The following is a 25,460-nucleotide window of genomic DNA, read 5'->3' as shown; positions in this document are numbered from 1 at the left end:
GAATCCCCGGCTGTTTGCTGATACGTCGGAAGGACCTGCAAGCGACCGATCAGGCGCGCCCGTAGGTATCTTCGAAACGCACGATGTCGTCTTCGCCCAGGTAGCTGCCGGACTGCACTTCGATCAGTTCCAGCGGCAATTTGCCCGGATTGCGTAGGCGATGGGTCACACCAAGCGGAATATAGGTACTCTGGTTCTCGGTGAGCAGCAGCACCTCTTCGCCACGCGTGACTTCTGCGGTGCCGCTGACGACGATCCAGTGTTCAGCGCGGTGGTGATGCATCTGTAGGCTGAGCACGGCGCCGGGCTTGACGGTGATGCGCTTGACCTGGTGACGGTGACCCATGTCGATCGAATCGTAAGCACCCCACGGGCGATAGACCTTGCGATGCCAGGTCGCCTCGGAGCGACCGTCGGCCTTGATCCGGCCGACCACATCCTTCACTTCCTGGATGCGATCGCGGTGACCCACCAGAACGGCGTCTGGCGTTTCCACTACAACCACGTCTTCAAGACCGACCATGGCGATCAGGCGCGAGCCATACGCATAGGTGTTCTTGCAGTCCAGCTGGATCACATCGCCGTGGTGCGCATTACCCTGGCCGTCCTGCTCGGAGACGTCCAGCAGCGACGACCACGAACCGACATCGTTCCAGCCGGCATCCAACGGCACTACCACTGCATCGGCAGTCTTTTCCATCACCGCATAGTCGATCGAATCCGACGGGCTGGAGGCGAACGCGTCCTTGTCCAGACGGGTGAAGTCGGCGTCGCGCTTGCCGCCTTCCCACGCCTTCTGGCACGCATCAGCGATGGCAGGCTGGAACTTGCGCAATTCTTCCAGATAGCGCGAGGCACGGAACAGGAACATGCCGCTGTTCCAGTAGTACTCGCCGCTGGCCAGATAGCCTTGCGCGGTGGCCAGGTCGGGCTTTTCGACGAAGCGCTCGACTGCGGTGGCGCCGGTGCCGGCACCGGCCTTGATGTAGCCGTAGCCGGTTTCGGGCGCGGTGGGCTTGATGCCGAAGGTGACCAGCTTGCCCTGCGCTGCGGCAGCTGCCGCAACGGTCACGGCAGCCTGGAAGGCGGCCTCGTCACGAATCACGTGATCCGACGGCAGCACCAGCAACAGCGGATCGTCGCCATTGCGGGTGGCTTCCAGGGCGGCTACAGCAATCGCCGGGGCGGTGTTACGTCCCTTGGGCTCGAGCAGGATGGCAGATGGCTTGACACCCAACTGCTGCAACTGCTCGGCGGCCATGAAGCGGTGTTCCTCGTTGGCCACCACGATGGGGGCATGCGCCGCCACCGGAGCGGAACGCAGCCAGGTGGCCTGCAGCATGCTGTGCTCGCCGACCAGCGGCAGGAACTGCTTGGGATACGATTCGCGCGACAACGGCCACAGGCGCGTGCCGGAACCGCCGGACAGGATGATCGGAAGGACGTCGCTCATGAGCGGGGGAAACTCCAATGCGTCAAAGTGGGGGAAGATGTTAAATCAGCCGCGCAGCAGGTTGGAAATTTCCTGCGTACGCGTTTCCAGCAGGGCGGCATCGCCGCGTGTTTCCACGTTCAGACGCAGCAGCGGCTCGGTGTTGGAGCTGCGCAGGTTGAAGCGCCATTGGCCGAAGTCGGCACTGATGCCGTCGGTATAGTCCAGCTCCGGCGACTGATCGCCGTAGTGATCCATTACGCGGGCAACCGCTGCCTTGGCATCGTCCACCTTGAAGTTGATCTCGCCGCTGCAGGGGAATTTCTGCATGCGCGCCTCGACCAGATCCGCCAGCGAACGACCCGACTGCGACACCAGCTCGGCGATCAACAACCACGGGATCATGCCGGAGTCGGCATAGGCGAACTCGCGGAAATAGTGGTGCGCGCTCATCTCGCCGCCATACACGGCGTTTTCGCTGCGCATCTTTTCCTTGATGAAGGCATGGCCGCTCTTGCAAAGCACCGGGATGCCGCCGGCGTCCTCGACCATCTCGACGGTGTTCCAGGTCAGGCGCGGGTCGTGCACGACCTTGCCACCGGGCTGCTTGGCCAGGATCGCCTGGGCCAGCAGGCCGACCAGGTAATAACCTTCGATGAAGCGGCCGGTGTGATCAAAGAAGAAGCAGCGATCGAAGTCGCCGTCCCAGGCGATACCGAAGTCGGCGCCATGCTCCTTGACCGCCCTGGCGGTGGCGTCGCGGTTTTCCGGCAGCAGCGGGTTGGGGATGCCGTTGGGAAAGTTGCCATCGGGTTCGTGGAAGACGCGGATGAACTCGAACGGCAGCTGCGGTGCAAGCAGGTCGACGATCAGGCCGGCGCCGCCGTTGCCGGCGTTGACCACCAGCTTGAGCGGCTTGAGCGTGCTGCGGTCCACGTAGCTGAGCAGATGCTCCAGGTAGGCGGTCTTGTCGGTGCGGCTCTGCTCGCTTGCGGTTGGCTCGCCGGGTGCGGCGGTATCGGCAGCGACGGTGTCGCGGATCGCGAACAGGCCGGTGTCGGAGCTGATCGGTCGCGCCTGCTCGCGGACCAGCTTCATGCCGTTGTAGTCCATCGGGTTATGGCTGGCGGTGACCATCACGCCGCCGGCCGCCTTGAGGTAATCGGTCTGGAAATAGACCTCCTCGGTGCCGCACAGGCCGATGTCGATCACTTCGCGGCCGCTTGCGCGCAGGCCGGCCGAGAGCGCCTCCTGCAGGCCAGGGCTGGCCAGGCGCACGTCGTGGCCCAGGACCACGGGCCCTTGCTCCAGCTGCGCCGCCAATGCCACGCCGATGCGGCGCGCCAAGTCCTCGTTGAGTTCATCCGGCACGCGGCCGCGGATGTCGTAGGCCTTGAAGGCGGGTAGCGTCATGGGCAATTCCTGGGATGGGGGAATTCCGAGTTTAGCGGCTGTGCTGTGTCTTGGGTGTGGCGGAATTGCGATCGGGGACAGGGAACAGTCAGCGGCTAGAATGGCCGCTTCACATCAGCGAGGCGAGGGCGGTGATGAGCAATGGTGGACGTGGTGCGGCAAGCGGCAAACGCTATGCCGATGCCGGGGCGGCGCTGGATGGGGTGCTGGCCGATGGCCAGACCCTGGCGGTCGGCGGCTTTGGGCTGTGTGGAATCCCGGAATCGCTGATCGCGGTAGTGCGTGCGAGCGGGGTCGGCGGATTGACCGTGATCTCCAACAACGCAGGCGTCGATGGATTCGGGCTGGGTCAATTATTGGCCACCCGGCAGATCCGCAAGATGATTTCGTCCTACGTGGGCGAGAACAAGGAATTCGAGCGGCAGTACCTGGCCGGCGAACTGGAGCTGGAGTTCAACCCGCAAGGCACGCTGGCCGAACGCCTGCGCGCGGGCGGTGCGGGGATTCCCGCGTTCTATACCGCAACCGGTTACGGCACCATCGTCGCCCAGGGCAAGGAAACCCGACAATTCGACGGCAAGCAGTACGTGATGGAAACCGCGCTGCAGGCCGACGTCGCGCTGGTCAAGGCCTGGCGTGCGGATACGGCCGGCAATCTGGTGTTCCGCAAGACCGCGCGCAACTTCAACCCGGCCTGCGCCATGGCCGGTCGCGTCTGCGTTGCCGAGGTCGAGGAGATCGTGGAGGTGGGTGCGATCGATCCGGACCAGGTGCATCTGCCCGGCATCTATGTCGACCGGCTGGTGCTCAACGCCACCCCGGAAAAACGTATCGAACAGCGCACCGTGCGCGAAGGACAGCACTGATGGCCTGGACCAGAGACCAGATGGCCGCACGTGCGGCGCGCGAATTGACTGATGGTGCCTACGTCAACCTGGGCATCGGCCTGCCGACGCTGGTGGCCAACCACATTCCCAATGGCGTGGACGTATGGCTGCAATCAGAGAACGGCCTGCTCGGCATCGGCCCGTTTCCCAGCGAAGACGAGGTGGATGCGGACCTGATCAATGCCGGCAAGCAGACAGTCACCGCACGTGCCGGCGCCAGTTATTTCGGCAGCCACGACTCGTTTGCGATGATCCGTGGCGGGCACATCGATCTGGCGATTCTCGGTGCGATGCAGGTCACCGAGCGCGGCGACCTGGCTAACTGGATGGTACCCGGCAAGATGGTCAAGGGCATGGGTGGCGCGATGGACCTGGTGGCTGGCGTCAAGCGTGTTGTCGTGCTGATGGAACATGTCGCCAAGGACGGCAGCCACAAGATCCTGCGCGAATGCGACCTGCCATTGACTGGCGTCGGCGTGGTCGATCGCATCATCACCGACTTGGCGGTATTCGACGTCACCGATGGCGGGTTGGTGCTGGTGGAGGCGGCCGAGGGAGTGGCGCTGGAGGAATTGCGCCAGAAGACCGGTGTGACAATTCTGACGCCTCAATCGTAAGGCGAGGCCGGGCGGCCGTCAGGTCATCCGGCCCGCACCACGCCGCGTCCGGTGAAACGGTCGTCCAGTTGCAGATCCGCCAGCCACGGCGCCTGCCAGCGTCCGGAACCGATGCATTGCAGCGGGATCTGGACCGAGGTTCGGTCGAAGTCCAGCAGGTAGCTTTGGTCCTGCGCAACCTGGCAGACGTCTGCAATGAATGCCAACGCACCTTCGTGCACCTGCGCGATCGTCGCCCATTGCGCTGTCGACAGTTCCGGATGGGCGTAGACCGCAGTCGGAACGTCGTTGCTGGCTGTGAAGCAGGAAAATTGCGGCGAAGGAGCGGTGAGCAGTGTTTCCAAGAGCAGATCGTGGCGCAGGATCGCTGACTGCTCCGGGTCGCTCTCGGTACGGCCATCGAAATAGCGAGCGGCTGCCCAGCTCTGCGCAGTAATCTTTGTGGCGCGCCCGTTTAATGCAAAATAAGCGCCACCCAGCGGCTGTCCGGTCAATCTTGTGAGGTTGGCCTGGATGGTGCCGGAATAACCTATGTCGGCCACCATGGCGGTACCGTCACCTGCAGTCGCTCTCCAGTAATGCAGGTAGGCCGTCCTTTCAGTTTCGGCAAGCGCCAGCAGTTCGTTGATCGCCGGGGCAATCAGTTCCAGCAGCTCGGCATGCATCTCCGGCAGGTAGACATCGCGTTGCATGACCGAGCGGCCCAGGCGACGTTCCAGAATATGTGCTGCAGCCTCTCCCAGGCGCGCCTGTACCAGGTTGCCCAGTGTCCCGGTGTAGGTGCTGTCCAGCAGCAATGCAAGATCATCTGGCGCATGCAGCGAAGGGGTTCCGGTTCCCCGCCGCGATGCCAGCAGATACTTGCCAGGCAGCTGCTGCAGTGAAGGCGAAGTCTGCCTTATCAGCTGAAATCCCTGCTCCAGCAGGTGGCCTTCCCGGCTCAGGAACAAGATCGTTTCGATATTGCGTTGCTTCGCCGTGCGGATCAGCCAGGCGAGATAATCGAAGATCAGCGGGCCGATCACCACATAGCCCAGACAGGCCGGTGAAAGAATCGGCAAGGGCATCAACGTTTCCGGATATCGGTCGGCAAGGTCGGCGAACCGATTGGCCAGCAGGCCAAGCCACAACTGGTCCTGCCACCGGGTTGCCGCACCCGAAGAGGGTCGAAGCGGGCGCAATGCAGGAATCACCTCCAGCAGTGCGGATGGCCGAAGCACATGCACCGGTGTCAACAGCTTGTGCATCTGTGGACGCTGGACATCTGCGTGTTCGTTGTCGCCGACATGCAGCCACCGCGATGCATCGATTTTTTCGATGGCTGGCAGCTCCTTCCAGGCACTGTCGGCATCCTTGCGCCACCCCGTCTCGCAAGACACATACCAGGCAGCCGGCAGTGCGCTGACTTCTGGTGGCAGGACCTGCCGCAGCAATGCGCTATCCAGATACATGTCCGAAAGCGCAACCAGGCGGATGCCACGTTGTTTTACTTGCGTCGCTGCTGCGATCACGCCCCGGCGTGGTCGCAGCAATCTGGCTTCCAAGGCCACTTCCAGTGCCTGGAGGGCATCGATCGGAAGTCCCTTCGCATCGGGCAGGCCAGCCAGTGTGGCGTAGATACCCGATAGATCGACATCGGCGCCACGTTGATAGCGCGCTTTTGACTCGGCAAGTTCGCGTAGTTCGAGAAAATTTCCGACCCCGAATTGGCGTGCTATCAGGTGGGCAAGAAAGGCGCGGGCACCGGCCGGAAACAGGAACGGCCTCACCACCAAGGTGTCGAAGATATCCAGCGACACTAGTCGAGCCTGCAGGGACGACAGTGTCAATCGTGTGGCGATCGGCGTCTCGAGCGACGCCTGCCAGTTGCGTCCACCCTCGTCGCTGAGTGACAGCGTCCCGTCTTGCGGCAGGATGCCGATGCGATACCGCTGATGGCGCACCACAGCGACGAACAAGCGTTCCACTGCGTGGTGCAGGGTGCCGTCGATCTGCCCGTGCTCTTCGGGGAAGTCCTTGAGTTCCAGATTCAGTGCGTACAACGGCCGCAGTGCATCCACCTTCGCCCAGAACATCGATCCGGCAGGAAAATCGATGTACTCCGAGGGGCTGATGTCGAATCCAAGTCGCTGGGCAAGTGTGCGACAGGCGCTGAAATTGCTGAGCCAGGTATGCGCCCACAGCAGCACCCGTTCGTAACTTTCGGGATAAAGCATGCCAAGCCGCGGCTCGGCCTGAAACATCCCCAGTTGCCAGGCGATACGCTCCGGGCTCCCCATCAGGGATGACACCAGGTAGCGACGCCACTCGCCTTGTTCGCTGCCGGTATACAGCGATTTTTTCGTATGCAGATGGCCGACAACATCCAATGCCAGGATCTGCTCGCGAAACGTCACCAAGAGCGGTGCGATGTCACGGCCGCGATTGGGCACGACGCGTATCTCGAGCTTCTCGACCTGCGGCAGCTTTGAAAAGCGCTCGCGCGCCTGAGCTGCGGCTGTGTCATCCATCACCGATACCAGCAGGTCATAACCCACCGGCATGTGCTGGAGCGACTGCGCGAATTCGTCGATCAGGTCGGGGTAGAAGACGTGCAGCATCACGCCAATCTTGAGCTGCAGCTGCGACAGGGGAGCAGGCGCGGGGAATGGGTGTTGGTCAGGCAGGCGATGAACCGCCGGGCGTGCGCGCCCGGCTAGCTGTAACCGCCCCACCAGGCCACGAATTCCCAAGGCGCGTATCAGCTTGAGTGCCCGTATTGCGACTGCGGTTGCGCCGGAGAAACCGCCGCCATGGAGTTCTACCGAGCGACGCGCCGCAGCCATGAGTTTGGAAAGACTGCCGGTCACGCGGTACGCCACTGGCTACTCACAGATTCTGGTAGTTCGGGCCCGAACCACCCTCCGGGGTAACCCAGGTGATGATCTCGTACGGGTCCTTGATGTCGCAGGTCTTGCAGTGCACGCAGTTGGCGGCGTTGATCTGCAGGCGCTTGCCGGAGGGGCTGCCGGTGTCTGCGACCATTTCGTAGACGTTGGCCGGGCAGAAGCGGGTGCAGGGGTTGTCGTACTCCTGTACGCAGCGAGTGGCGCAGACGTCGGTGTCGAGCACCTTCAGATGCACGGGCTGGTCTTCGTCGTGCTCGGTGGCAGCGAAGTAGACCGCCTGAAGGCGGTCGCGCGGGGCGAGCTCGCGCGTGCCGTAGTCGCGGTTGGGTTGCTCGTAATCGCCGATCTTGTGCAATGCCGACCAGTCGGGTTTGTTCTTCAGCGTCCATGGCGAGGCGCCCTTGAGCGCGGTTTCCCAGGCGGCATTGAGCAGGCCGAACCACAGGCCCTTCTTGAAACCGGGTTTGATGTTGCGCACCTGCTTCAACTCGGCCATCGCATCGGACGCGCGCAGTTTCGCGTCGAAGCCTTGCGGCGCCAGCTGCGATTGCACCAGATGTTCGGCGGCCAGCATGCCGCTGCGGATCGCCTGATGGGTGCCCTTGATCTTGGGCACGTTGAGCAGGCCGGCGGTGTCGCCGATCAGCAGGGCACCGGGCATTTCCACCTTCGGCAGCGACTGCCAGCCGCCGGTGACGATGGCGCGCGCGCCGGCCGAGAGGATGCTGCCGCCTTCCAGCAATGGCTTGATCAGCGCGTGGTTCTTCCATTGCTGGAAGGCTTCCCACGGCTGGTACTTCGGGTCGCTGTAGTCCAGCCCGCTCACGTAACCGAGCGCGATCTGGTTGTTGTCCAGGTGATACAGGAAGCTGCCGCCGTAGGTGCGGTTGTCGGCCGGCCAGCCCAGTGTGTGCACGATCTTGCCGGGACTGACGCGCCCTTCCGGTACCTGCCACAGCTCCTTGATGCCGATCGAATAGCCCTGCGGGTCGGCATCGGCGGTGAGGTCGAAGCGTTTGAGCAGGCGCTTGGTCAGATGCCCGCGCGCGCCTTCGGCCAGCACGGTGACCTTGGCACGGATGTCGATGCCGGCGGTGTAACCGGGCTTGTGCGAACCGTCCTTGGCCACGCCCATGTCGCCGATGCGCACGCCGATGACCTGGTCGTTGTCGTCGTGCAGCGTTTCGGCGGCGGCAAAGCCGGGGTAGATCTCCACCCCCAGGGCTTCGGCCTGCGGCGCCAGCCAGGCGCACATTGCGCCCAGGCTGACGATGAAGTTGCCGTGGTTGCGCATGCCTGGCGGCACCACCGGGAACTTGCGCGCGCTGTCCTTGCCAAGAAACCAGAATTCGTCGTCGGTGGCGGCCACGCAGATCGGCGGCGGGTTGTCGCGCCAGCCCGGCAGCAAGGCATCCAGCGGACCCGGCTCGATCACCGCGCCGGACAGGATATGCGCACCGATGGTGCTGGATTTTTCGATCACACAGACGCTGATGGCCGGATCGAGCTGCTTGAGCCGGATCGCAAAGGCCAGCCCTGCCGGACCAGCGCCGACGGTGACGACGTCGTACTCCATCACGTCGCGCTCGACCGTCTCTGGCGCATTTGCGCCGACTCCTGCTTCCGACATTGCTCCGCTCCCGTTGGCTCGATGGCTGCTGCGCATTTTCCGGGATTCGATGTGACGGCGGCAAATCGGATCGATTCATCCGCGCCGCGCAGCCTCCACTCAGCGGGCGCGTGCTAGCGTTTGATGCATGAAGATTCGGGTGGCGTTGCCGCAAGCGGAGATCGCCTGGTGTCGCGGCTGGTTGCCGCGCGCGCAGGCCGATGCGCTGCTGCAGGCGCTGCTGACGCAGGTGCAATGGGAAGTACACCGTATCCGCATGTTCGGGCGGACGGTGGATTCGCCGCGTCTGAGCAGCTGGATGGGCGATCCGGACGCCAGCTATCGCTACTCGGGCACGCAGTTCGCGCCGCAGCCGTGGCTTGAGGTATTGCAACCTCTACGCGCACGCCTGCAGGCCGAAACCGGGGCGCCGTTCAACAGCGTGCTGGCCAACCGTTACCGCAGCGGCAACGATGCGATGGGCTGGCATAGCGACGACGAACCGGAGTTGGGGGCGAGACCATTGATCGCCTCGGTAAGCCTGGGCGCGACGCGGCGCTTTGCATTCAAGCATCGCGACGATGCTGCGTTGAAGCAGACGCTGGAATTGGGGCACGGCGATCTGCTGCTGATGGCAGGCGATACCCAGCGCCACTACAAGCATGCATTGCCGCGTACCGCAAAGCCCATCGGCGAGCGCATCAATCTGACCTTTCGTCAGATTGCGCCGCGCGTGTCCCAGCCATAAGAGCGGCTAATGAAGCGTAGCGAGCGCTTGGCTGGCGGTGAGTGCAGTGGTTTTGTTGTCCACATCTTGCTGGATGCAGTCAGCAGTCCGAGTCAAACGCTGAGTGGGTCGAGGGCGCGGTGCCCTCACCGCTCGCGGGACACGCCGTGAACCCGTCCCTGGGGGCTCGGTGGCGGCATCCATGCCGCCACACGGTCCCGCAATCGGTGAGGACACCGCACCAGACAGTTTGCTGGCTGCTTTGTTGAAAGCCATGCACACCGACCATCTCGACTGGTCCTTGCCCGCCCACCGTCGCCGGACCTTATGCGGCATGGATGCCGCAGAAGAGCCTACATGGACGTACTTGCGGCGTGTCCCGCGATGGTGGGCGGGCCAAGGGCCTGCAGCCAGGCCGCAGATCAGCCGCCCCGCGGTAGACCGGCGTGAAGTGCTTTGTTAACCGCTCTAAGATCTGTCGCCTGCGCTTACAACGAACGCGGCAGGCTCTGGCTGTCCTGCTGGCCGGTGACCAAGGTCCAGCCGACCAGTTCGGTGGTGACCTGCGTCATCGCCTGTTCGAAAGCCGCTGCCACGGCAGCCGTGTCGGTGCCGCTGGACGGGCGTGCGACCAGGAAGGTGCGTGAGGCCACCACGCGCTGATCGGCGGCGTGCAGCAGTTTGGCATTGAGTTCGATGGTGGCCGAGGGCAGCGACTGGCCGGCGTAATCGGACTCGAAGCGGCGCAGGTCGATCGCCAGCTTGTAGTCGGAGCGGATGCCGGTGCCGATACGGGCGACGGCGGCGATCTTGCCGGAGTCCTCGAACGCGCGCACCACGCTGTCTTCCAGCATATCGGTGGCCGGCTGCGCCCAGCCTGCGCCGTGATAGACCTGCAACTCGCCCGGCGTCGGGCGCACGTTGATGCGCGGGCTGTCGATCACCCGCGCGGCGCTGGGCTTGGACACCGACAGCTGCCAGCTCACCTGCGGCCAGGACGGGTTCGGCGTGATCCGCACAGTGGGCGCGTAGATGGTGGCCGGCTTCTTGTCGCCGCCGGTCAACACCGAGCAGCCGCCCAGCGCCAGCAACGAGACGCACAACATGGGACGCAACAGGCGCATGGCAGTCATTTCGGTTCGAACTCCTTGGGTGCGTCGCGGCCGAGCAGGTAGCGCGCAGGGTTGTTGTCCAGTTTGTCGCTGACCCGGCGCAGGTCGCGGATCAGACCGCGCAATTCGGTCAGCGTGGGCCCGAGCTGGCCCAGTCCGTCGTTGGCAAAGCTATTGATGGCCGCGCGGTTTTCGCCAAGGATGTTGTCGGCGTTGCCGGCGGCCGAATCCAGCTTGACCAGGGTGGCATCGAGCTTTTCCAGGATGCCCGGTAACTGCTGCACCAGGTTCTGGTCCAGCCGCTTGATGGTGCCGTTGGTGGTGGTCAGGGTGGTGTCCAGATTGCGTGCGGCATCGCGCGCGCTGACGATCAGCGCCTGCATGCCCTCGTCGCGATCGGCGATGCCACCACTGATCTTTTCCAGATTCTGCAAGGTGGCGGTGATGCTGGCCACGTTCTTGTCCGAGAGCATCTGGTCCATGCGCTCGACGATGCGGTTGGCGGTGTCGGTGATGTTCTGCAATGCCGACGGCGTGGTCTGGATGATCGGCGCATCGCTCTTGTCGATGGTGGTCAGCGACGGTGCCTCGGGCGTGCCACCGGAGAGCTGGATGATCGACGGGCCGGTCAGGCTGGTGATGGCCAGCTTGGCGCGCGTGTCGCTCTTGATCGGCGTGGTGGAGTTCACCCGCACGTGCGCGACCACCTGGCGCGGGTCGTTCGGCGCCAGCGTCAGCTCGGTGATCGAGCCCACCGCGATGCCGTTGTATTGCACCGGGCTGCCGACGGTCAGGCCGGTCACCGCCTCACGGAACACGACCCGGTATTGCTGCCAGGTACGGTCGGAGGAGTATTTCGCGGCCCATAGCCCGAACAGCAGCAGGGCCAGGCCCGCTACGATGGTGAAGGCGCCGATCAGGACGTAATTGGCTTTGGTTTCCATGCTCAGGCGGTCTCGGTGAAGTCGGTCTTGGCCGCGCGCGCGGCGCGGGCGCGCGGACCGTGGAAATATTCCTGGATCCAGGGGTGGTCGATCTGCTCGACTTCGGCCAGCGGCGCGTTGGCGATCACCTTGCGATCGGCCAGCACCGCGATGCGGTCGCAGATGGCGTACAGCGTATCCAGGTCATGCGTGATCAGGAACACGGTCAGGCCCAGCGCCTGCTGCAGGGTGCGGATCAACCGGTCGAAGGCGGCCGCGCCGATCGGGTCCAGTCCGGCAGTGGGTTCGTCCAGAAACAGCAGCGGCGGATCCAGCGCCAGCGCCCGCGCCAGGCCGGCGCGCTTGCGCATGCCGCCGGACAATTGCGAAGGCAGCTTGTCCAGCGCATCGGCCGGCAGGCCGGCCAGCTTGATCTTCAGTAGCGCCAGTTCGAAATACCAGCGCTCGGGAAACTCGCCGTGATGTTCCTTCAGCGGGACCTGCACGTTTTCGCCGACGGTCATCGACGAGAACAGCGCGCCGTCCTGAAACAGCACGCCGGTATTGCGGGTGATGTGCTGGCGGTCGGCGAAACGGCCCGAGCGCGCGTCCGCACCCAGCACCTGAATGCTGCCGGCGTCCGGCTCGCGCAGGCCCAGGATGCTGCGCATCAGTACCGACTTGCCGGTGCCCGAGCCGCCGACCACGCCCAGGATCTCGCCCCGACGCACGTCCAGATCCAGTTCCTCGTGCACGACCTGGCTGCCGAAGCGGTTGGTCAGCCCGCGCACCGAAATCGCCAGCTGGTCGTCGTCGGCGTCGGTCTCTGTGCCGGGATTGGGGATTGGGGATTGGGTATCGGTCACAGCACAGCTCTCCCGAATGTCGGGGCGCCAGCTGCGCTTCTGCCTTGCACGAATCCCCAATCCCGAATGTCGAATCTCGGCTTCATCACCACCCCATCTTCATGAACCACAGCGCGGCAACCGCGTCGAGGATGATGACCAAGGAAATCGTCTGCACCACCGAAGAGGTGGTGCGCTCGCCAACCGATTGCGCGGTGCCGCTGACCTTCAGGCCTTCCAGGCAGCCGATCAGGCCGATCACCAGCGCAAACAGCGGCGCCTTGGATAGCCCGACCAGGAAATGCCGCAGCTGGATGGTGTCGTGCATGCGCGCCAGGTACATCTGCGGTGGAATATCCAGATCGAACGCGCCCACGGTGACGCCACCGGCCAGGCCGGCGATCATCGCGATGAAGGTCAGCAGCGGCAGCGTGAAGATCAGCGCGAGCAGGCGCGGGATCACCAGCAGGTCGATCGGGTCCAGGCCCAGGGTGCGGATCGCATCCACTTCCTCGCGCGATTTCATCGCACCGATCTGCGCGGTGAACGCGCTGGCGGTGCGCCCGGCCAGGACGATGGCGGTCAGCAGCACTGCGAACTCGCGCAGGAAGGCGATCGACACCAGTTCCACCACGTAAATCTCCGCGCCGAAGTCGCGCAGGATGGTCGAGCCCAGGAACGCGATCACCGCGCCGACCAGATACGAAAGCAGCACCACCAGCGGCACCGCATCCAGGCCGACCTGCTCCATGTGGTGCACGGTGGAGGTCAGCCGGAAGCGCCGCGGCTCGTGGATCAGCCGCGCGATCTTGACCAGGTTCTCTCCCAGAAAGCTGTTCAGCTCCAGAATGCCCTGGCCCACGCCGTGGGTGGTGCGGCCCAGGCGGTCCAACGCGGCGACGAAGCCGTAGTCGCGTTTGGGCTTGGGGCGTTCGTCGTTGAGTTCCTCGATGGTACACACCAGCGCCTGGTGCTCATCGCGGAAATCGATCGCGTCTTCCTTCAGGCCCATGCGGCTGGCGAAGCGCAGCAACTGCAGCACGCCGGCCGAATCCAGTTGCCCGATGCCGCGCGCGTCGATGCGCCGGATTCCTTCGGGCACGGCCTGCAGCAGCTCGGCCTGGGGCAAGGCGGTCGCCAGGACCCAACTGCCAGCCAGGCGGACCTGTGCGTGATCCTGGGAGTCTTGTTCGATGCGTGGAGGTTGCGCTTTGATCATGGGTGGCCTGTCCGTGGCGCCAGCATACCGCGCCCGGCGTGAGCGAATGATGGGGACGCTTCGCACCTGACGTCCCGGCACAGACAATCGGCGCGCCGGCCAGGTGCGCTGCGGCATACACTGGCGGCCTCGCCTGACGGCGTTTCTCCGATCCGACCCGCCACGCATGTCCGCTGCCACCGTCGTCCAACCGTCCGCCAGCGCCACCTATGCCCAGCGCGTCGCCTTTGTTTCGGAAATCGCCGGGCGCCTGCATTCCTATGGCACCACTGCGCAGCGTCTGGAGGCCGCCGTGGTCGGACTGTCGCAGAAACTGGGCCTGGACTGCGAGCCCTGGTCCAATCCCACCGGGATCATTTTGAGCTTCAGCGACCCGACCAAAGCCATCGGCTCCAGCGACATCACCCGGGTGATCCGGCTGGCCCCGGGCGAAAACGATCTTTACAAGCTCAGCGTGGCCGATTACGTGGCCGACAGCGTGGCCAACGGGCGCATGAGCATCGCGCAGGGCCACACCGCGCTGCGGCGGCTGGACCGCGAGGTCGATCGGCGCGGCAAGACCATGCAGGTGCTGGCATTCGGGCTGGCCGCTGCCGGCGTGGCAGGGTTGTGGAAACTGCCCTGGCTGGACATTGCCACCGCCGGCGCGATCGGGATGTCGATCGGCCTGCTGACCCAATACACCGACAAACGGCCGGCGACCAAGGAGGCGGGCGAGGCGCTGGCCGGCCTGCTGGCCGGGGTGGTAGCCGCGGTGGTGGCTGCGCTGGTCGGGCCATTGAACCTCAATACGGTGATCATCGCCTCGCTGGTGGTGCTGCTGCCCGGCATGTCGTTGACCAATGCCTTCAACGAGCTGGCCAGCCAGCATTGGGTCTCGGGCACTGCGCGGCTGGCCGGTGCAGTGACCACGGTGCTCAAGCTCACCGTCGGCGCGGTGATCGCGGTGACGCTGACCCAGGTGCTCGGCCTGCACCCGCGGGTGGCCGCATTGCGCCCACAGTCCGGCTGGGTGGAATGGGCCTCGCTGTTGGTGGCCGCTTATGCGTTTGCGGTGTTGTTCAAGGCCAATCGACGCGATTATTTATGGATCATGGCAGCGGCCATGTCCGGGTATGTCATCGCGCGTTATGCCGGGCATGCCTGGGGTGGGCCGGCCGGTGTCTTTGCATCGGCCATGGCATTGACTGCCGCCGGTAATCTGTTCGGGCGGGTGGTGCAAAAACCCGGTGCATTGATCCGTTTGCCCGGCATCATCATGCTGGTTCCGGGCAGTGTCAGCCTGCGTGGTTTTCTGACCCTGGTACAGCAACAGGATGTCAGCGTCGGGCAGGCCGCACTATTGGCGGTGACCAATATCGTGATGGCCTTGATGGCCGGTTTGCTGTTCGGCAATCTGTTGATTCCGGCCCGCAAGAATTTATGACCGATGGAAAAAACACGCAATAAAAACGCCGGCACTGCCGGCGTTTTTATTGGTATGAATCAAGCAGCCTTGGACTTCTTGGGCGCGCGCTTGGTGGCGGCCTTGCGCGGCGCTGCCTTCTTGGCCGGGGTCTTCTTGGCGCTGACCTTGCTGATCAGAAAGTCTTCGACTTTCTTGCCGGCGGCGGTCAGTTCGGCCAGCCAGCGCGGCTGCTTGCCGCGGCCGGTCCAGGCTTCCTGAGGATTGGCGGGGTTGCGATATTTCGGCGCAACCTTGCCCAGCTTGCGGCCGGCGCGCGGGCTCGGCTTGGCAGCGGCAGCCGGACGACCCGGGCCGGCGCTGGCGCCAAACAATTCGTCGATGGAATAACCCTGGGCTTTTGCCGCGCGGGTCAGCTGGGTGCGAACCTTGGCAATCGGGGCGCGCTTGGCAACCACGGTCTGCTGCTTTTTCGCATTTTTGATCAGTGCACCCAATTGCTTGGCCGACAGGCCGCTAAGATCGATCGACATCACTACTCCGGAAGATGAGAGAAAAAAGAATGCCGGTCCGTGGCAGCGCTGGCCATCATAATGTCAGAAAACTCGGGTGACAAACGCGCCGAAATAGTTCGGCGACTTTTGTTCATCCGATTGAAGTGGTTCCGGCTGATTTGATCAATGACCCAGGCGGGAGAATAACCCGGCCTTATCCAGGTTTTCTGCTGCCTCCGCAGTGCGGGCGCGATATTCAAATGTGCCGGCCGCCAATCCGCGTTCGGAGACCACCACCCGATGCGGAATGCCCAATAGCTCCATATCGGCAAACATCGCGCCCGGGCGCAGGCCGCGGTCGTCCAGCGCCGCTTCGATCCCTGCGGCGATCAACTCGTCCAGCAATGCCTGAGCGGCGGTAACCACCTGCGCATCCTGCTTGGGGTTGATGATGCAGACCACGACCTGCCACGGTGCCATCGGCGCGGGCCAGACGATGCCTGCGTCGTCATGGTTCTGCTCGATCGCCGCGGCCACGATGCGCGAAATACCGATGCCGTAGCAGCCCATCTTCATCACTGCGGGCTTGCCGTTCTCGTCGATCACGGTGGCCTGCAATGCCTGCGCATACTGGCTGCCGAGCTGGAACACGTGGCCCACTTCGATGCCGCGGGCCAGCCGCAGCTCGCCGCCATCGGCGGCGCGTTCGCCGTCGATGACGTTGCGCACATCGGCAACGGTTTCCGGTTCCGGCAGGTCGCGGCCCCAGTTGACGCCCACCAGGTGCGCGCCGGGCACATTGGCGCCGACCACGAAATCGGCCATTGCCGCGACATCGCGATCGGCCACCACGCGTACCGGGCGGGCGGTGTTCACCGGACCCAGGAAGCCCGGCTCGCAGCCGAGGTGGTCGCGGATTTCGGTTTCGTTGGCCAGGCGGTAGTCGGCCAGACCGGCGACCTTGCCAAGCTTGATCTCGTTGACGGCGTGATCGCCGCGTACCAGCACCAGCACGAAGCCGGCCTCGGTCATCACCGCCACCGACTTGACCGTGCGCTGCAGTGCGATGCCCAGCAACCCGGCGACGTCTTCGCAGGTCTTCTGGGTGGGCGTTGCGACCTGGCGCATCGCCTCGCCAGCCGCGGCGCGCGGGGCGGGCAGGGCGGCGCTGGCGGTTTCCACGTTGGCGGCGTAATCGGAGCCGGTGGAGAATGCCAGCGAGTCCTCGCCGGAGGCGGCGATGACGTGGAACTCCTGCGAGGCGTCGCCGCCGATGGCGCCGGAGTCGGCCTGCACGGCGCGGAATTCCAGCCCCAGCCGGGTGAAGATGCGGGTATAGGCCGCGCGCATGTTGTCGTATTCGCGCGCCATGTCCGCATCGGTGAGATGGAAGGAATAGGCATCCTTCATCAGGAATTCGCGCGTGCGCATCACCCCGAAGCGCGGGCGGATCTCATCGCGGAACTTGGTCTGGATCTGGTAGAAGTTCAGCGGCAGCTGCTTGTAGCTGTTGATCTCCTGGCGCGCGAATTCGGCCGCAGCCTCTTCGGCGGTCGGGCTGTAGCAGAACTCCTGCTCCTTGCGATCCTTGATCTTGAGCAACTGCCCGCCGAACTTCTCCCAACGGCCGGTGGCGTCCCACAGCTCGCGCGGCTGGATGGTGGGAAACAGCACTTCCACCGCCCCGGCGCGGTTCATCTCCTCGCGCACGATGGCCTCGACCTTGCGCAGCACGCGCAGACCCAGTGGCGACCAGGTGTACAGCCCGGAGGCCAGCTTGCGGATCATGCCCGCGCGCAGCATCAGACGGTGGCTGATCAGCTCGGCGTCGGCCGGGGTTTCCTTGGTGGTGTGCAGGTGGAACTGGGAAAGACGCATCGGGCTTCGCTTGGGCGGAAAGCCCATAGTTTGCCAGTCTCGCGCCCTGCCGGTCAGTGGCGCCGGCCGGGTGGACCGACATGTGGCCGGTCGCGGGCCGGCTCAGCTGGCCGGATTGCCGCTCGCTGCCGGCTTGCAATAGGCCTTGGCGGCCGCCTCGGCGAGATTGCGCTGCGCCGCGCGCGCGTCCGGGTCCAGCGGGGTGCCGGGCTTGCCGTCGGCGCCGGCGCCCATGGTGACCTCGCCCTTGCCGCTGAGCAGTTCCAGGTTGCGGCGCGCGGTCAGGCAGTCGGCCGATTCGGGCGTGGTGGTTTCCGGCGCGGCGATGGCGGCGGTGCCGCTGCGCGCATCGATCCGGCGCGCTTCGTAGCGCTGGCCGGCCGGTGGCGGGGTTTCGGTGTAGTGGGTGACGCCCTTGGCGTCCTTCCATTTATACAGATCGGTCGCGCCGGCGGCGGCGCTGGCCAGCATCAGCAGGGCGCATAGCCCGGACGACAGGTGCATGTGGCTTCCCCTGGATGATTCCCGCGGCGATTGCAGCATCCGCGGCCCGCGCTGGCAAGTGATGCCGCTGGCACGCACGCACGATGCAGGCGCGCTACCGCCTGACGGACCTCAGGCCCTACACTTGCCAGATGGATGAGATGAGACCGCCCCCGCGCTCGCGCACGATCTACCTGCTGCCGAACCTGTTCACCACCGCCGGGCTGTTTTCCGGTTTCTACGCCATCATCGCCGCCGCCAACGGGCAGTTCGTCCAGGCCGCCATGGCGGTGTTCGTGGCTGCGGTGATGGACGGGCTGGACGGCCGGGTGGCGCGCCTGACCAATACCAGCAGCGAATTCGGCGTGCAGTACGACTCGCTAGCCGACCTGGTGAGCTTCGGCATGGCCCCGGCGCTGGTGATGTATCACTGGTCGCTGTCGGCATTGAAGTACGACAGCAACGTGATGGGCCGGGTCGGCTGGTCGGCCGCATTTCTGTATGCGGCCTGCGCGGCGCTGCGCCTGGCGCGCTTCAACACGCAGGTGGGCGTGGTCGACAAGCGCTGGTTCATCGGCCTGGCCAGCCCGGCCGCTGCCGGCTTGATGATGTCCTTCGTCTGGGCCTTTGCCGACGACAGCCTGGGCTTTGATGGCGAGCAGCTGCGTTATCCGGCGCTGGCGGTCACCGTGGTAGCGGCCTTGCTGATGGTCAGCCGGATCCGGTTCTGGAGTTTCAAGGGCGGCGCGCGTGGGCCGCGTGCCGACCGTGTGCCGTTCCTGGCGCTGGCGATCGCCACGGTGGTGATCGCGTTGCTGGTGATCGATCTGGCCCGTTCGCTGCTGGTGATCGGCGTGCTGTATGCGCTGTCCGGCCCGGCGATGTGGCTGTGGCGGCGCTGGCGGCGCACGCCCGAGCTGCCATGAGTCAATTGGCCTCAGAGCCGATGTGGTCCGATTTGCAGGTGTCGTACCTGCAGGCGTTGGGGCACACCGTGTATCTGGACCGCGATACCGTGGACGCGGCGGCGCCTGACGAGACGATCGAACGCGCGCCGGCAGCGGCACCGCCGCGCGTGGAGCGCACGCCATCAATGCCGGCGCCTGCGGCACCGCCTATGGTCCGTCGCAGCGCTCCGGCGACGCCGGCCGACGCGCCGCCGACGGTCACGACTGCATCATCGACAGCGCCGCAGCGGCGCAGCCGGGTTGGCCTGCCCGATCGCCTGCAGATGGCGTTGCTGCGCGCCTCCGGCTGCAACCCGGGCGATCCGAATACGCAAGCCTTGATGGCGTCCTGGCCGCTGGCCGAGCTGCGCGGCAATCCAGCGGCCAAGCGCGCGCTGTGGCCGCAACTGCGCGCGCTGCGGCGGCGACAGGACCCGGCATGAGCGCCTTGAACGCGCCGCTGCACACCTCGCTGCGCGCCATGCGCGAGAGCGATCTGGATGTGGTGATGGACATCGAACATCGCGCCTATCCGTTTCCGTGGACGCGCAGCATCTTTCGCGACTGCCTGCAGGCCGGCTATCCGGGCTGGGTGATGGAGCAGGGGGGGCAGGTCATTGGCTACGGGGTGATCAGCATCGCCGCCGACGAGGCGCACGTGCTCAATGTCTGCATCGCACCGGAGGCGCAATCCCAGGGGCATGGCCGGGTGCTGTTGCGCGCGCTGATCAAGGGAGCCTGCGATCGCGGTGCGCGGCGCGCGTTTCTGGAAGTGCGCCCGTCCAATCCGTCGGCGATCGCGCTGTATCACTCCGAAGGCTTCAACGAAATCGGGCGGCGCCCCCGCTACTACCCCTCCAACACCGGTCGCGAAGATGCGTTGGTGATGGCGATCGAGTTGTCCTTCGAAGGGTTTTCCTGAGCGCCATCGGCCGTTGCTGATGGGAGCGTTCACGCGCACCGGGCTTGAACAGCATGATTTGCCTGATACGTGCCACGCGGTTGCATTGGTGACGGGGATCGCGACCTGAACACGCTACCCCGGCCCCGGCCCCGGCCCCGGCGTCGCGGGCGGACGACGGCTCCGGTGCTTCCCTGTTTCGCAGCGAGTGCGGCTTGGTCGTTACAAAATACGATCAGGTAAACAGGCAGTCGCGCGTGCCGTGAGCAACGCCCTTGCGCGTCGCTGCAATCGATCGCAACAAGGCGCACATTTTTCCTGCCGCCTCGTGTGAGTCGGCCACTTGCGCGCCGCCATCTGCCGTGACGCGCTTGTACGCGTCATGGTGATTCTTTCGCCATGTTGCATTTTACGTTTTCAATGGCGCGATCGGTTGCGCCCGAACGCGCGAGACGCCGCGTGATGGCGATAGCCGCATTGCAGCCGCTATGCGCGTCAAAAAGCACATGCAGGCATGTGGTCGTGCTGGCACACCGTGCTGGACCTGTGACTGCCTGCGTTGCAAGGCAGGTCATGCTGCGCTGCAGTGTCCCTGGGCCTGTCTCCATCTGTCTTGGTTGCAGCGTTTTGTCTTCTCTTGCGTGTCTCGCAACCGTTTGCGTGACTACGCGTGCACATCGATGTATCGGCTAGATACAAGCCAATGCGATGCTCCTAGTATCGATGCCGCGGAACTGAACATTACAGAGATGAAAAGTATGTTCCGCGCCTGCTAGACGAGGGGTGTGCCGCCGCGCGGCGCATCGAACCCATCCGAGGGAGACATCAAGATGAAGCCGAAATTCTCAACGGCGGCCGCCGCGTCGCTGTTTGTCGGGTCGTTGCTGGTCGTTGGCGTTGCCTGTGCCGATCCTGCGCTGGAAGTTGCAACCACCGGTTGGGCGACACAGAACGGTGGGACCAAGGGCGGCTCCAAAGCGGCAGCTGCCAACATCTACACGGTCAAGACTGCCGCAGAATTGAAGAGCGCGCTCAAAGCCAGCGTGGGCAGCAACGGGCGCATCATCAAGATCAGCGGCATCATCGATGTCAGCGAAGGCAAGCCGTACACCACGACCTCGGATATGAAGGCCCGCGCGCGCCTGGACATTCCGACCAAGACCACGCTGATCGGCATCACCGGCAACGCGGAGATCCGCGAAGGCTATTTCTACGTCAAGGCCAACGACGTCATCATCCGCAACCTCACCATCGAAAATCCATGGGATCCGGAGCCGGTCTGGGATCCGGATGACGGCAGCGCCGGCAACTGGAATGCCGAGTACGATGGCCTCACGGTCGAGGGCGCGACCAACGTGTGGGTAGACCATGTCACCTTCACCGACGGCCGCCGCACCGACGATCAGAACGGTACTGCCAACGGCCGCCCCAAGCAGCATCACGACGGGGCGATGGACGTCAAGAAGGGCGCCAACTTCGTCACCATTTCCTATTCGGCGTTCAAATCGCACGAGAAGAACGACCTGATCGGCTCCAGCGACAGCGCCTCCAGCACCGACAGCGGCAAGCTCAAGGTGACCATCCACAACACCTTGTTCGAGAACATCTCCGCGCGCGCACCGCGTGTGCGTTTCGGTCAGGTGCATCTGTACAACAATTACCACGTCGGCAGCACCAGCAATAAGGTCTATCCGTTCTCCTACGCACATGGCGTGGGCAAGGAGTCGAAGATCTTTTCCGAGCGCAACGTGTTCGACATCAGCGGGGTGAGCGGCTGCGACAAGATTGCGGCCGATTACGGCGGCAGCGTGTACCGCGACCAGGGCTCGCTGCTCAACGGCAAGGCGCTGACCTGCTCGTGGAATACCACTATCGGCTGGACCCCGCCGTACACCTATAGCCTGCTGTCGGCCGACAAGGTCGCTGCGGACGTCAAGGCAAAGGCCGGCGCAGGCAAGCTGTAAGGCGTCTGCCACTCGCAACGCTGCGATGCCTGCCGCGTTGCACCGCTTCCCGCAACGCCCGCAATACTGCGGGCGTTGCGGCTTCTGGCGGCGCTAGATCTTGGCGCGTTGTTCGCGCAGGCCGGTCAGCTGCGTGGTCCAGTCGTTCAGGCGCGCGCGCTCCTGCTCGACGACGACGGCCGGTGCGTTCTGCACGAAGGTGGCGTTGCCCAGCTTGCCGTTGCACTTGCCGATCTCGCCTTCCACGCGCTTGATTTCCTTGTCCAGGCGCGTGCGTTCGGCGTCCATGTCGACCAGGCCTTGCAGCGGCACCAGCAGGGTGAGCTCGCCGACGATGGCCGTGGCCGACGGCGGCGTGTTCTGGCCGGCCTCCAGCCAGTCGATCGCTTCGAGCTTGAGCAGGAACGACAGCTGCGAGGCAAAGCGGCTAACACGGGCGCGATCGTCGGCAGTTCCTGCCTGCAGCAGCAGGCGCACCTGCTTGGACGGCGGCACGTTCAACTCGCTGCGCACACGACGCAGTGCCGACACCATCGACTTCAACCATTCGACATCGGCCTCTGCGCCGGCGTAGCGCGCGGTGTCGATATCGCCGGCCTGCGGGAATGCCTGCAACGAGATCGTGGTGGCGGTGATGCCCAGGCGCGGTGCGACCTGCTGCCACAGTTCTTCGGTGACGAATGGGATGAGCGGGTGCAGCAGGCGCAGTAGCGCTTCCAGGACCTGCAGCAGGGTGCGGCGGGTGCTGTCGGCGGCGTGGGCGTCGTCGCCGTTCAACGCCGGCTTGGTCAGCTCCAGGAACCAGTCGCAGAACTCGTTCCAGGCGAACTCGTACAGGCACTGCGCCAGCAGGTCGAATCGATAGGCGGCGTAGTGCGCCTCGGCTTCGGCACTGACCTTGTCCAGCCGTACCAGGATCCACTTTTCTGCGTCGGTGACCGGCACATGCTTGCCCGAGTCCGGATGCGAGGCGGTGTCCGCATGGTTCGCCCCCGGGGCGCGTGGCGACGCGTCTGTCGCTTCCGCGGCCGCGGGATCCCCGGGGCGCGTGTTCATCAGCACGAAGCGCGTGGCGTTCCACAGCTTGTTGCAGAAGTTCTTGTAGCCTTCGGCGCGGCCGAGATCGAACTTGATGTCGCGGCCATGCGTGGCGAGTGCGGCGATGGTGAAGCGCAGCGCGTCGGCACCGTGGGCGATGATGCCGTCCGGGAATTCCTTGCGCGTGGCTTTTTCGATCTTTTCGGCCATGCGCGGCTGCATCAGCCCGTTGGTGCGCTTGGCCACCAGGTCTTCGATGCTGATGCCGTCGATGATGTCCAGCGGATCGAGCACGTTGCCCTTGGACTTGGACATCTTCTGGCCCTGCGCATCGCGGATCAGGCCGGTGATGTAGACATCGCGGAACGGCACCTGGCCGGTGAAGCTGTCGGTGGCCATGATCATGCGCGCCACCCAGAAGAAGATGATGTCGAAGCCGGTGACCAGCACCGACGACGGCAGGTAGCGTTCGAAGCCGCGCTCGGCCATCGCGTTCGCATCCGGCCAGCCCAACGTGGAGAAGGGCCACAGTTGCGAGGAGAACCAGGTTTCCAGCACGTCGCTGTCCTGGTGCAGCGCGAGGTCGGCACCCAGGCCGTGTTTCGCGCGGACCTCGGCTTCGTCATGGCCGACATAGCACTTGCCGGCCTCGTCGAACCACGCCGGGATGCGATGTCCCCACCACAGCTGACGGCTGATGCACCAGTCCTGGATGTTCTCCATCCAGTGGCGATAGGTGTTGATCCAGTTCGGCGGCACGAACTTGACCTGGCCGCTCTCGACCAGCTCCAGCCCGCGCCTGGCCAGCGCGTCCATCTTCACGAACCACTGGTCGGTGAGATAGGGCTCGATCACCTGGCCGGTGCGATCGCCGCGCGGCACCTGCAGTTTGTGCGGCTTGGTTTCGACCAATACGCCCAGGTCTTCCAGTTCGGACAGCACCAGCTTGCGTGCGTCGTAGCGGTCCAGACCGCGATAACGCTCCGGCGCATTCTCGTTGATGGTGGCGGTGACGGTGAACAGGTTGATCAGCGGCAAGTCGTGCCGCACGCCCACCTGGTAATCGTTGAAGTCATGCGCAGGCGTGACCTTGACCACGCCGGTGCCGAAGCCGCGGTCGACATAATCGTCGGTGATCACCGGCACGCGCCGGCCGGTCAGCGGCAGCACGATGCCGGCGCTGTGCAGCGTGGCATAGCGCGGGTCTTCCGGATGCACCATTACCGCCGTATCGCCCAGCATGGTCTCCGGGCGGGTGGTGGCGACCACCAGATAATCGCGGGTTTCGCGCAGCGTCTCGACGCCGTCGGCATCGTGTTCGACATGCTCGTAGGTCACGCCATCGGCCAGCGGGTAGCGGATCGACCACAGGAAGCCGTCTTCTTCGACGTTTTCCACTTCCAGGTCGGAGATCGCGGTCTTCAGCACCGGGTCCCAGTTGACCAGGCGCTGGCCGCGATAGATCAGCCCCTGCTCGTACCAGCGCACGAAGGCTTCGTTGACTGCGGCCGACGGCTGCGGGTCCATGGTGAAGGTGCTGCGCGACCAGTCGCTGGAGGTGCCCAGCCGGCGCATCTGGCGCTCGATGGTGTCGCCGGATTCGGCCTTCCATTCCCACACCTTGGCGATGAAGCCCTCGCGCCCCAGCGAGTCGCGCGTGTCCCCCTTGCCTTCCAGGGCCAGGTTGCGCGACACCACCATCTCGGTGGCGATGCCGGCATGGTCGGTGCCCACCTGCCATAGCGTGTCGAAACCGCGCATGCGGTGATAGCGCACCAACGCATCCATCAGCGTCTGCTGGAACGCATGGCCCATGTGCAGCGTCCCGGTCACATTCGGCGGCGGCAGCAGCACGGTGTACGGCTCACCCTTGCCGGACGGCACGAAATAACCGGCCGCCTCCCACTGCGCGTACAGGCGCGATTCGAAGGAAGAGGGTTCGTAGCTGGAGGCGAGGGTGGTCATAGAGGGGCGGCGATTCGTTGTTCGGGATTCGGGATTGGTTGCGTCATGGGGCCGGCGAGAAGCACTGGCAATCCACTCATCAACATCAGCGGCGGTGCGGTGGAGCAAAGATCGGCTATTGGGGATTCGTCGTTGGATGCAGCCCTGGGATGCGCAAAAAACCTGCTTTTGCCAATCCCCAATCCCGACTCCCCAATCCCCGCCCCTCTCACATGTCGTACTTGGTCAGTTCCAGGCCCAGGGCCTTGTACTGTTTCCAGCGTTCGCGCAGCGGTTCGCGAGCGGCGGGGTCGGCCGGCACGACTTCCAGCACGCGGTCGCAGGCGCCCAGGTAGGGATCGTCGCGCAGGTTGATCACCAGCGGGCGCGAGGGCGCATCGAACTCCGGTGAGGCGATCAGTACCGGCGCCAGTTCGTCTTCCTCGTCGGTGCCGGCGATCTGGTGCGGGATGTAGGCCTCGTCGTCGAATGCCCACAGCAGGTCGTCCAATGCCTCGGCCTGCGCGGCGTCGCGCGCCAGGATCAGCGTGGACAGATTGGCGTCGTTGGCCTTGCGCGCCAGCTCGCAGACCAGCCGCAGCGGTTCGTTGAGGAAGCGCGGTTTGGCGATCAGGTAAAAGTCGGCACGGGGCATCAGGGCAGGGATTCGTTGAGGGGGATTCGGGATTGGCAACAGCAGGTCATGGCCGTCCGCACTCTGCTACGGACGGCGG

At 64.6% G+C, this 25,460-nt stretch carries 21 protein-coding genes; 8 read left to right on the top strand and 13 right to left on the bottom strand.

The genetic code is table 11. The features are described from left to right. Positions 1-49: 49 nt before the first annotated feature. Both XarjCFBP7645_RS04155 and XarjCFBP7645_RS04150 read right to left on the bottom strand, forming a co-directional pair. Entirely contained in the window at positions 50-1,453 is a 1,404-nt protein-coding gene (locus XarjCFBP7645_RS04155; protein ID WP_104536326.1) for a mannose-1-phosphate guanylyltransferase/mannose-6-phosphate isomerase, read from the bottom strand. A gap of 45 nt (positions 1,454-1,498) precedes the next feature. After that, positions 1,499-2,845 carry a phosphomannomutase/phosphoglucomutase gene (locus XarjCFBP7645_RS04150; RefSeq protein ID WP_024938344.1) on the bottom strand — a complete coding sequence of 449 codons (1,347 nt, stop codon included), beginning with the start codon at positions 2,843-2,845 and terminating at the stop codon, positions 1,499-1,501. 134 nt (positions 2,846-2,979) lie between these two features. On the opposite strand from XarjCFBP7645_RS04150, the gene XarjCFBP7645_RS04145 reads away from it, so the two are divergent. Next, entirely contained in the window at positions 2,980-3,711 is a 732-nt protein-coding gene (locus tag XarjCFBP7645_RS04145) for a CoA transferase subunit A (protein ID WP_104536325.1), read from the top strand. Beyond that, positions 3,711-4,349, top strand: a complete 639-nt coding sequence (locus tag XarjCFBP7645_RS04140) for a CoA transferase subunit B (protein WP_104536324.1) — start codon at positions 3,711-3,713, stop codon at positions 4,347-4,349. Before XarjCFBP7645_RS04145 ends, XarjCFBP7645_RS04140 begins: the two co-directional genes overlap by 1 nt. A 23-nt stretch (positions 4,350-4,372) precedes the next feature. Here XarjCFBP7645_RS04140 and XarjCFBP7645_RS04135 read toward each other — a convergent pair whose 3' ends face one another. Then, positions 4,373-7,108 (bottom strand): rhamnan synthesis F family protein, encoded by a 2,736-nt coding sequence (locus tag XarjCFBP7645_RS04135; protein ID WP_258079517.1) that lies wholly within the window; start codon positions 7,106-7,108, stop codon positions 4,373-4,375. 109 nt (positions 7,109-7,217) lie between these two features. Further along, positions 7,218-8,867 (bottom strand): electron transfer flavoprotein-ubiquinone oxidoreductase, encoded by a 1,650-nt coding sequence (locus tag XarjCFBP7645_RS04130; protein WP_016903954.1) that lies wholly within the window; start codon positions 8,865-8,867, stop codon positions 7,218-7,220. Between the two features lie 127 nt (positions 8,868-8,994). On the opposite strand from XarjCFBP7645_RS04130, the gene XarjCFBP7645_RS04125 reads away from it, so the two are divergent. Continuing rightward, entirely contained in the window at positions 8,995-9,594 is a 600-nt protein-coding gene (locus XarjCFBP7645_RS04125; RefSeq protein WP_102253402.1) for an alpha-ketoglutarate-dependent dioxygenase AlkB family protein, read from the top strand. Between the two features lie 467 nt (positions 9,595-10,061). On the opposite strand, the gene XarjCFBP7645_RS04115 is transcribed toward XarjCFBP7645_RS04125, so the two are convergent. From XarjCFBP7645_RS04115 to XarjCFBP7645_RS04100, 4 genes are all read right to left on the bottom strand, one after another. Continuing rightward, a complete protein-coding gene (locus tag XarjCFBP7645_RS04115) occupies positions 10,062-10,706 on the bottom strand; it encodes an ABC-type transport auxiliary lipoprotein family protein (RefSeq protein ID WP_104536322.1) in 645 nt (214 codons plus the stop codon). After that, positions 10,703-11,629 (bottom strand): MlaD family protein, encoded by a 927-nt coding sequence (locus tag XarjCFBP7645_RS04110; RefSeq protein WP_016903957.1) that lies wholly within the window; start codon positions 11,627-11,629, stop codon positions 10,703-10,705. The genes XarjCFBP7645_RS04115 and XarjCFBP7645_RS04110 overlap by 4 nt, the downstream gene beginning before the upstream one ends. 2 nt (positions 11,630-11,631) lie before the next feature. Beyond that, positions 11,632-12,474, bottom strand: a complete 843-nt coding sequence (locus XarjCFBP7645_RS04105; protein WP_104536321.1) for an ABC transporter ATP-binding protein — start codon at positions 12,472-12,474, stop codon at positions 11,632-11,634. Positions 12,475-12,559: 85 nt separating this feature from the next. Continuing rightward, complete coding sequence (locus XarjCFBP7645_RS04100; RefSeq protein WP_429001450.1) at positions 12,560-13,789, bottom strand: MlaE family ABC transporter permease; 1,230 nt, start codon at positions 13,787-13,789, stop codon at positions 12,560-12,562. 49 nt (positions 13,790-13,838) lie between these two features. Between XarjCFBP7645_RS04100 and XarjCFBP7645_RS04095 the strand changes: the two genes are divergently transcribed. Further along, positions 13,839-15,098 carry a threonine/serine ThrE exporter family protein gene (locus XarjCFBP7645_RS04095; protein ID WP_104536320.1) on the top strand — a complete coding sequence of 420 codons (1,260 nt, stop codon included), beginning with the start codon at positions 13,839-13,841 and terminating at the stop codon, positions 15,096-15,098. 59 nt (positions 15,099-15,157) lie between these two features. On the opposite strand, the gene XarjCFBP7645_RS04090 is transcribed toward XarjCFBP7645_RS04095, so the two are convergent. From XarjCFBP7645_RS04090 to XarjCFBP7645_RS04080, 3 genes are all read right to left on the bottom strand, one after another. Continuing rightward, a complete protein-coding gene (locus XarjCFBP7645_RS04090) occupies positions 15,158-15,610 on the bottom strand; it encodes an H-NS family nucleoid-associated regulatory protein (protein ID WP_104536319.1) in 453 nt (150 codons plus the stop codon). Between the two features lie 144 nt (positions 15,611-15,754). After that, positions 15,755-17,449: a proline--tRNA ligase gene (locus tag XarjCFBP7645_RS04085; protein WP_104536318.1), complete on the bottom strand. Its 1,695-nt coding sequence runs from the start codon at positions 17,447-17,449 to the stop codon at positions 15,755-15,757. Positions 17,450-17,551: 102 nt separating this feature from the next. After that, positions 17,552-17,953 carry a DUF4124 domain-containing protein gene (locus XarjCFBP7645_RS04080; protein WP_104536317.1) on the bottom strand — a complete coding sequence of 134 codons (402 nt, stop codon included), beginning with the start codon at positions 17,951-17,953 and terminating at the stop codon, positions 17,552-17,554. A gap of 131 nt (positions 17,954-18,084) precedes the next feature. Here XarjCFBP7645_RS04080 and pssA point away from each other — a divergent pair, with 131 nt between their 5' ends. The 4 genes from pssA (at position 18,085) to XarjCFBP7645_RS04060 (ending at position 21,744) form a co-directional block, all read left to right on the top strand. Then, on the top strand, positions 18,085-18,858 hold the full coding sequence (gene pssA / locus XarjCFBP7645_RS04075) for a CDP-diacylglycerol--serine O-phosphatidyltransferase (RefSeq protein ID WP_104536743.1): 774 nt from the start codon (positions 18,085-18,087) through the stop codon (positions 18,856-18,858). Beyond that, positions 18,855-19,322, top strand: coding sequence for an alanine acetyltransferase (locus tag XarjCFBP7645_RS04070; protein WP_104536316.1), 468 nt, complete (start codon positions 18,855-18,857; stop codon positions 19,320-19,322). Before pssA ends, XarjCFBP7645_RS04070 begins: the two co-directional genes overlap by 4 nt. Continuing rightward, positions 19,319-19,801 carry a ribosomal protein S18-alanine N-acetyltransferase gene (gene rimI / locus XarjCFBP7645_RS04065; protein WP_181126169.1) on the top strand — a complete coding sequence of 161 codons (483 nt, stop codon included), beginning with the start codon at positions 19,319-19,321 and terminating at the stop codon, positions 19,799-19,801. Before XarjCFBP7645_RS04070 ends, rimI begins: the two co-directional genes overlap by 4 nt. A gap of 809 nt (positions 19,802-20,610) precedes the next feature. Continuing rightward, positions 20,611-21,744, top strand: coding sequence for a pectate lyase family protein (locus XarjCFBP7645_RS04060; protein ID WP_047127279.1), 1,134 nt, complete (start codon positions 20,611-20,613; stop codon positions 21,742-21,744). A 93-nt stretch (positions 21,745-21,837) separates the two neighbouring features. Here XarjCFBP7645_RS04060 and XarjCFBP7645_RS04055 read toward each other — a convergent pair whose 3' ends face one another. Together XarjCFBP7645_RS04055 and XarjCFBP7645_RS04050 are read right to left on the bottom strand one after the other, a co-directional pair. After that, on the bottom strand, positions 21,838-24,747 hold the full coding sequence (locus tag XarjCFBP7645_RS04055) for a valine--tRNA ligase (protein WP_104536315.1): 2,910 nt from the start codon (positions 24,745-24,747) through the stop codon (positions 21,838-21,840). Between the two features lie 208 nt (positions 24,748-24,955). Next, positions 24,956-25,381 carry a DNA polymerase III subunit chi gene (locus XarjCFBP7645_RS04050; RefSeq protein ID WP_047127277.1) on the bottom strand — a complete coding sequence of 142 codons (426 nt, stop codon included), beginning with the start codon at positions 25,379-25,381 and terminating at the stop codon, positions 24,956-24,958. Between the last annotated feature and the right edge of the window lie 79 nt (positions 25,382-25,460).

The sequence above is a fragment of the Xanthomonas arboricola genome, assembly GCF_002940665.1.
GTDB lineage: Bacteria > Pseudomonadota > Gammaproteobacteria > Xanthomonadales > Xanthomonadaceae > Xanthomonas > Xanthomonas arboricola_B.
The sequence above is the reverse complement of the archived record's forward strand: the minus strand, read 5'-3'. Positions and strand labels throughout refer to the sequence as shown.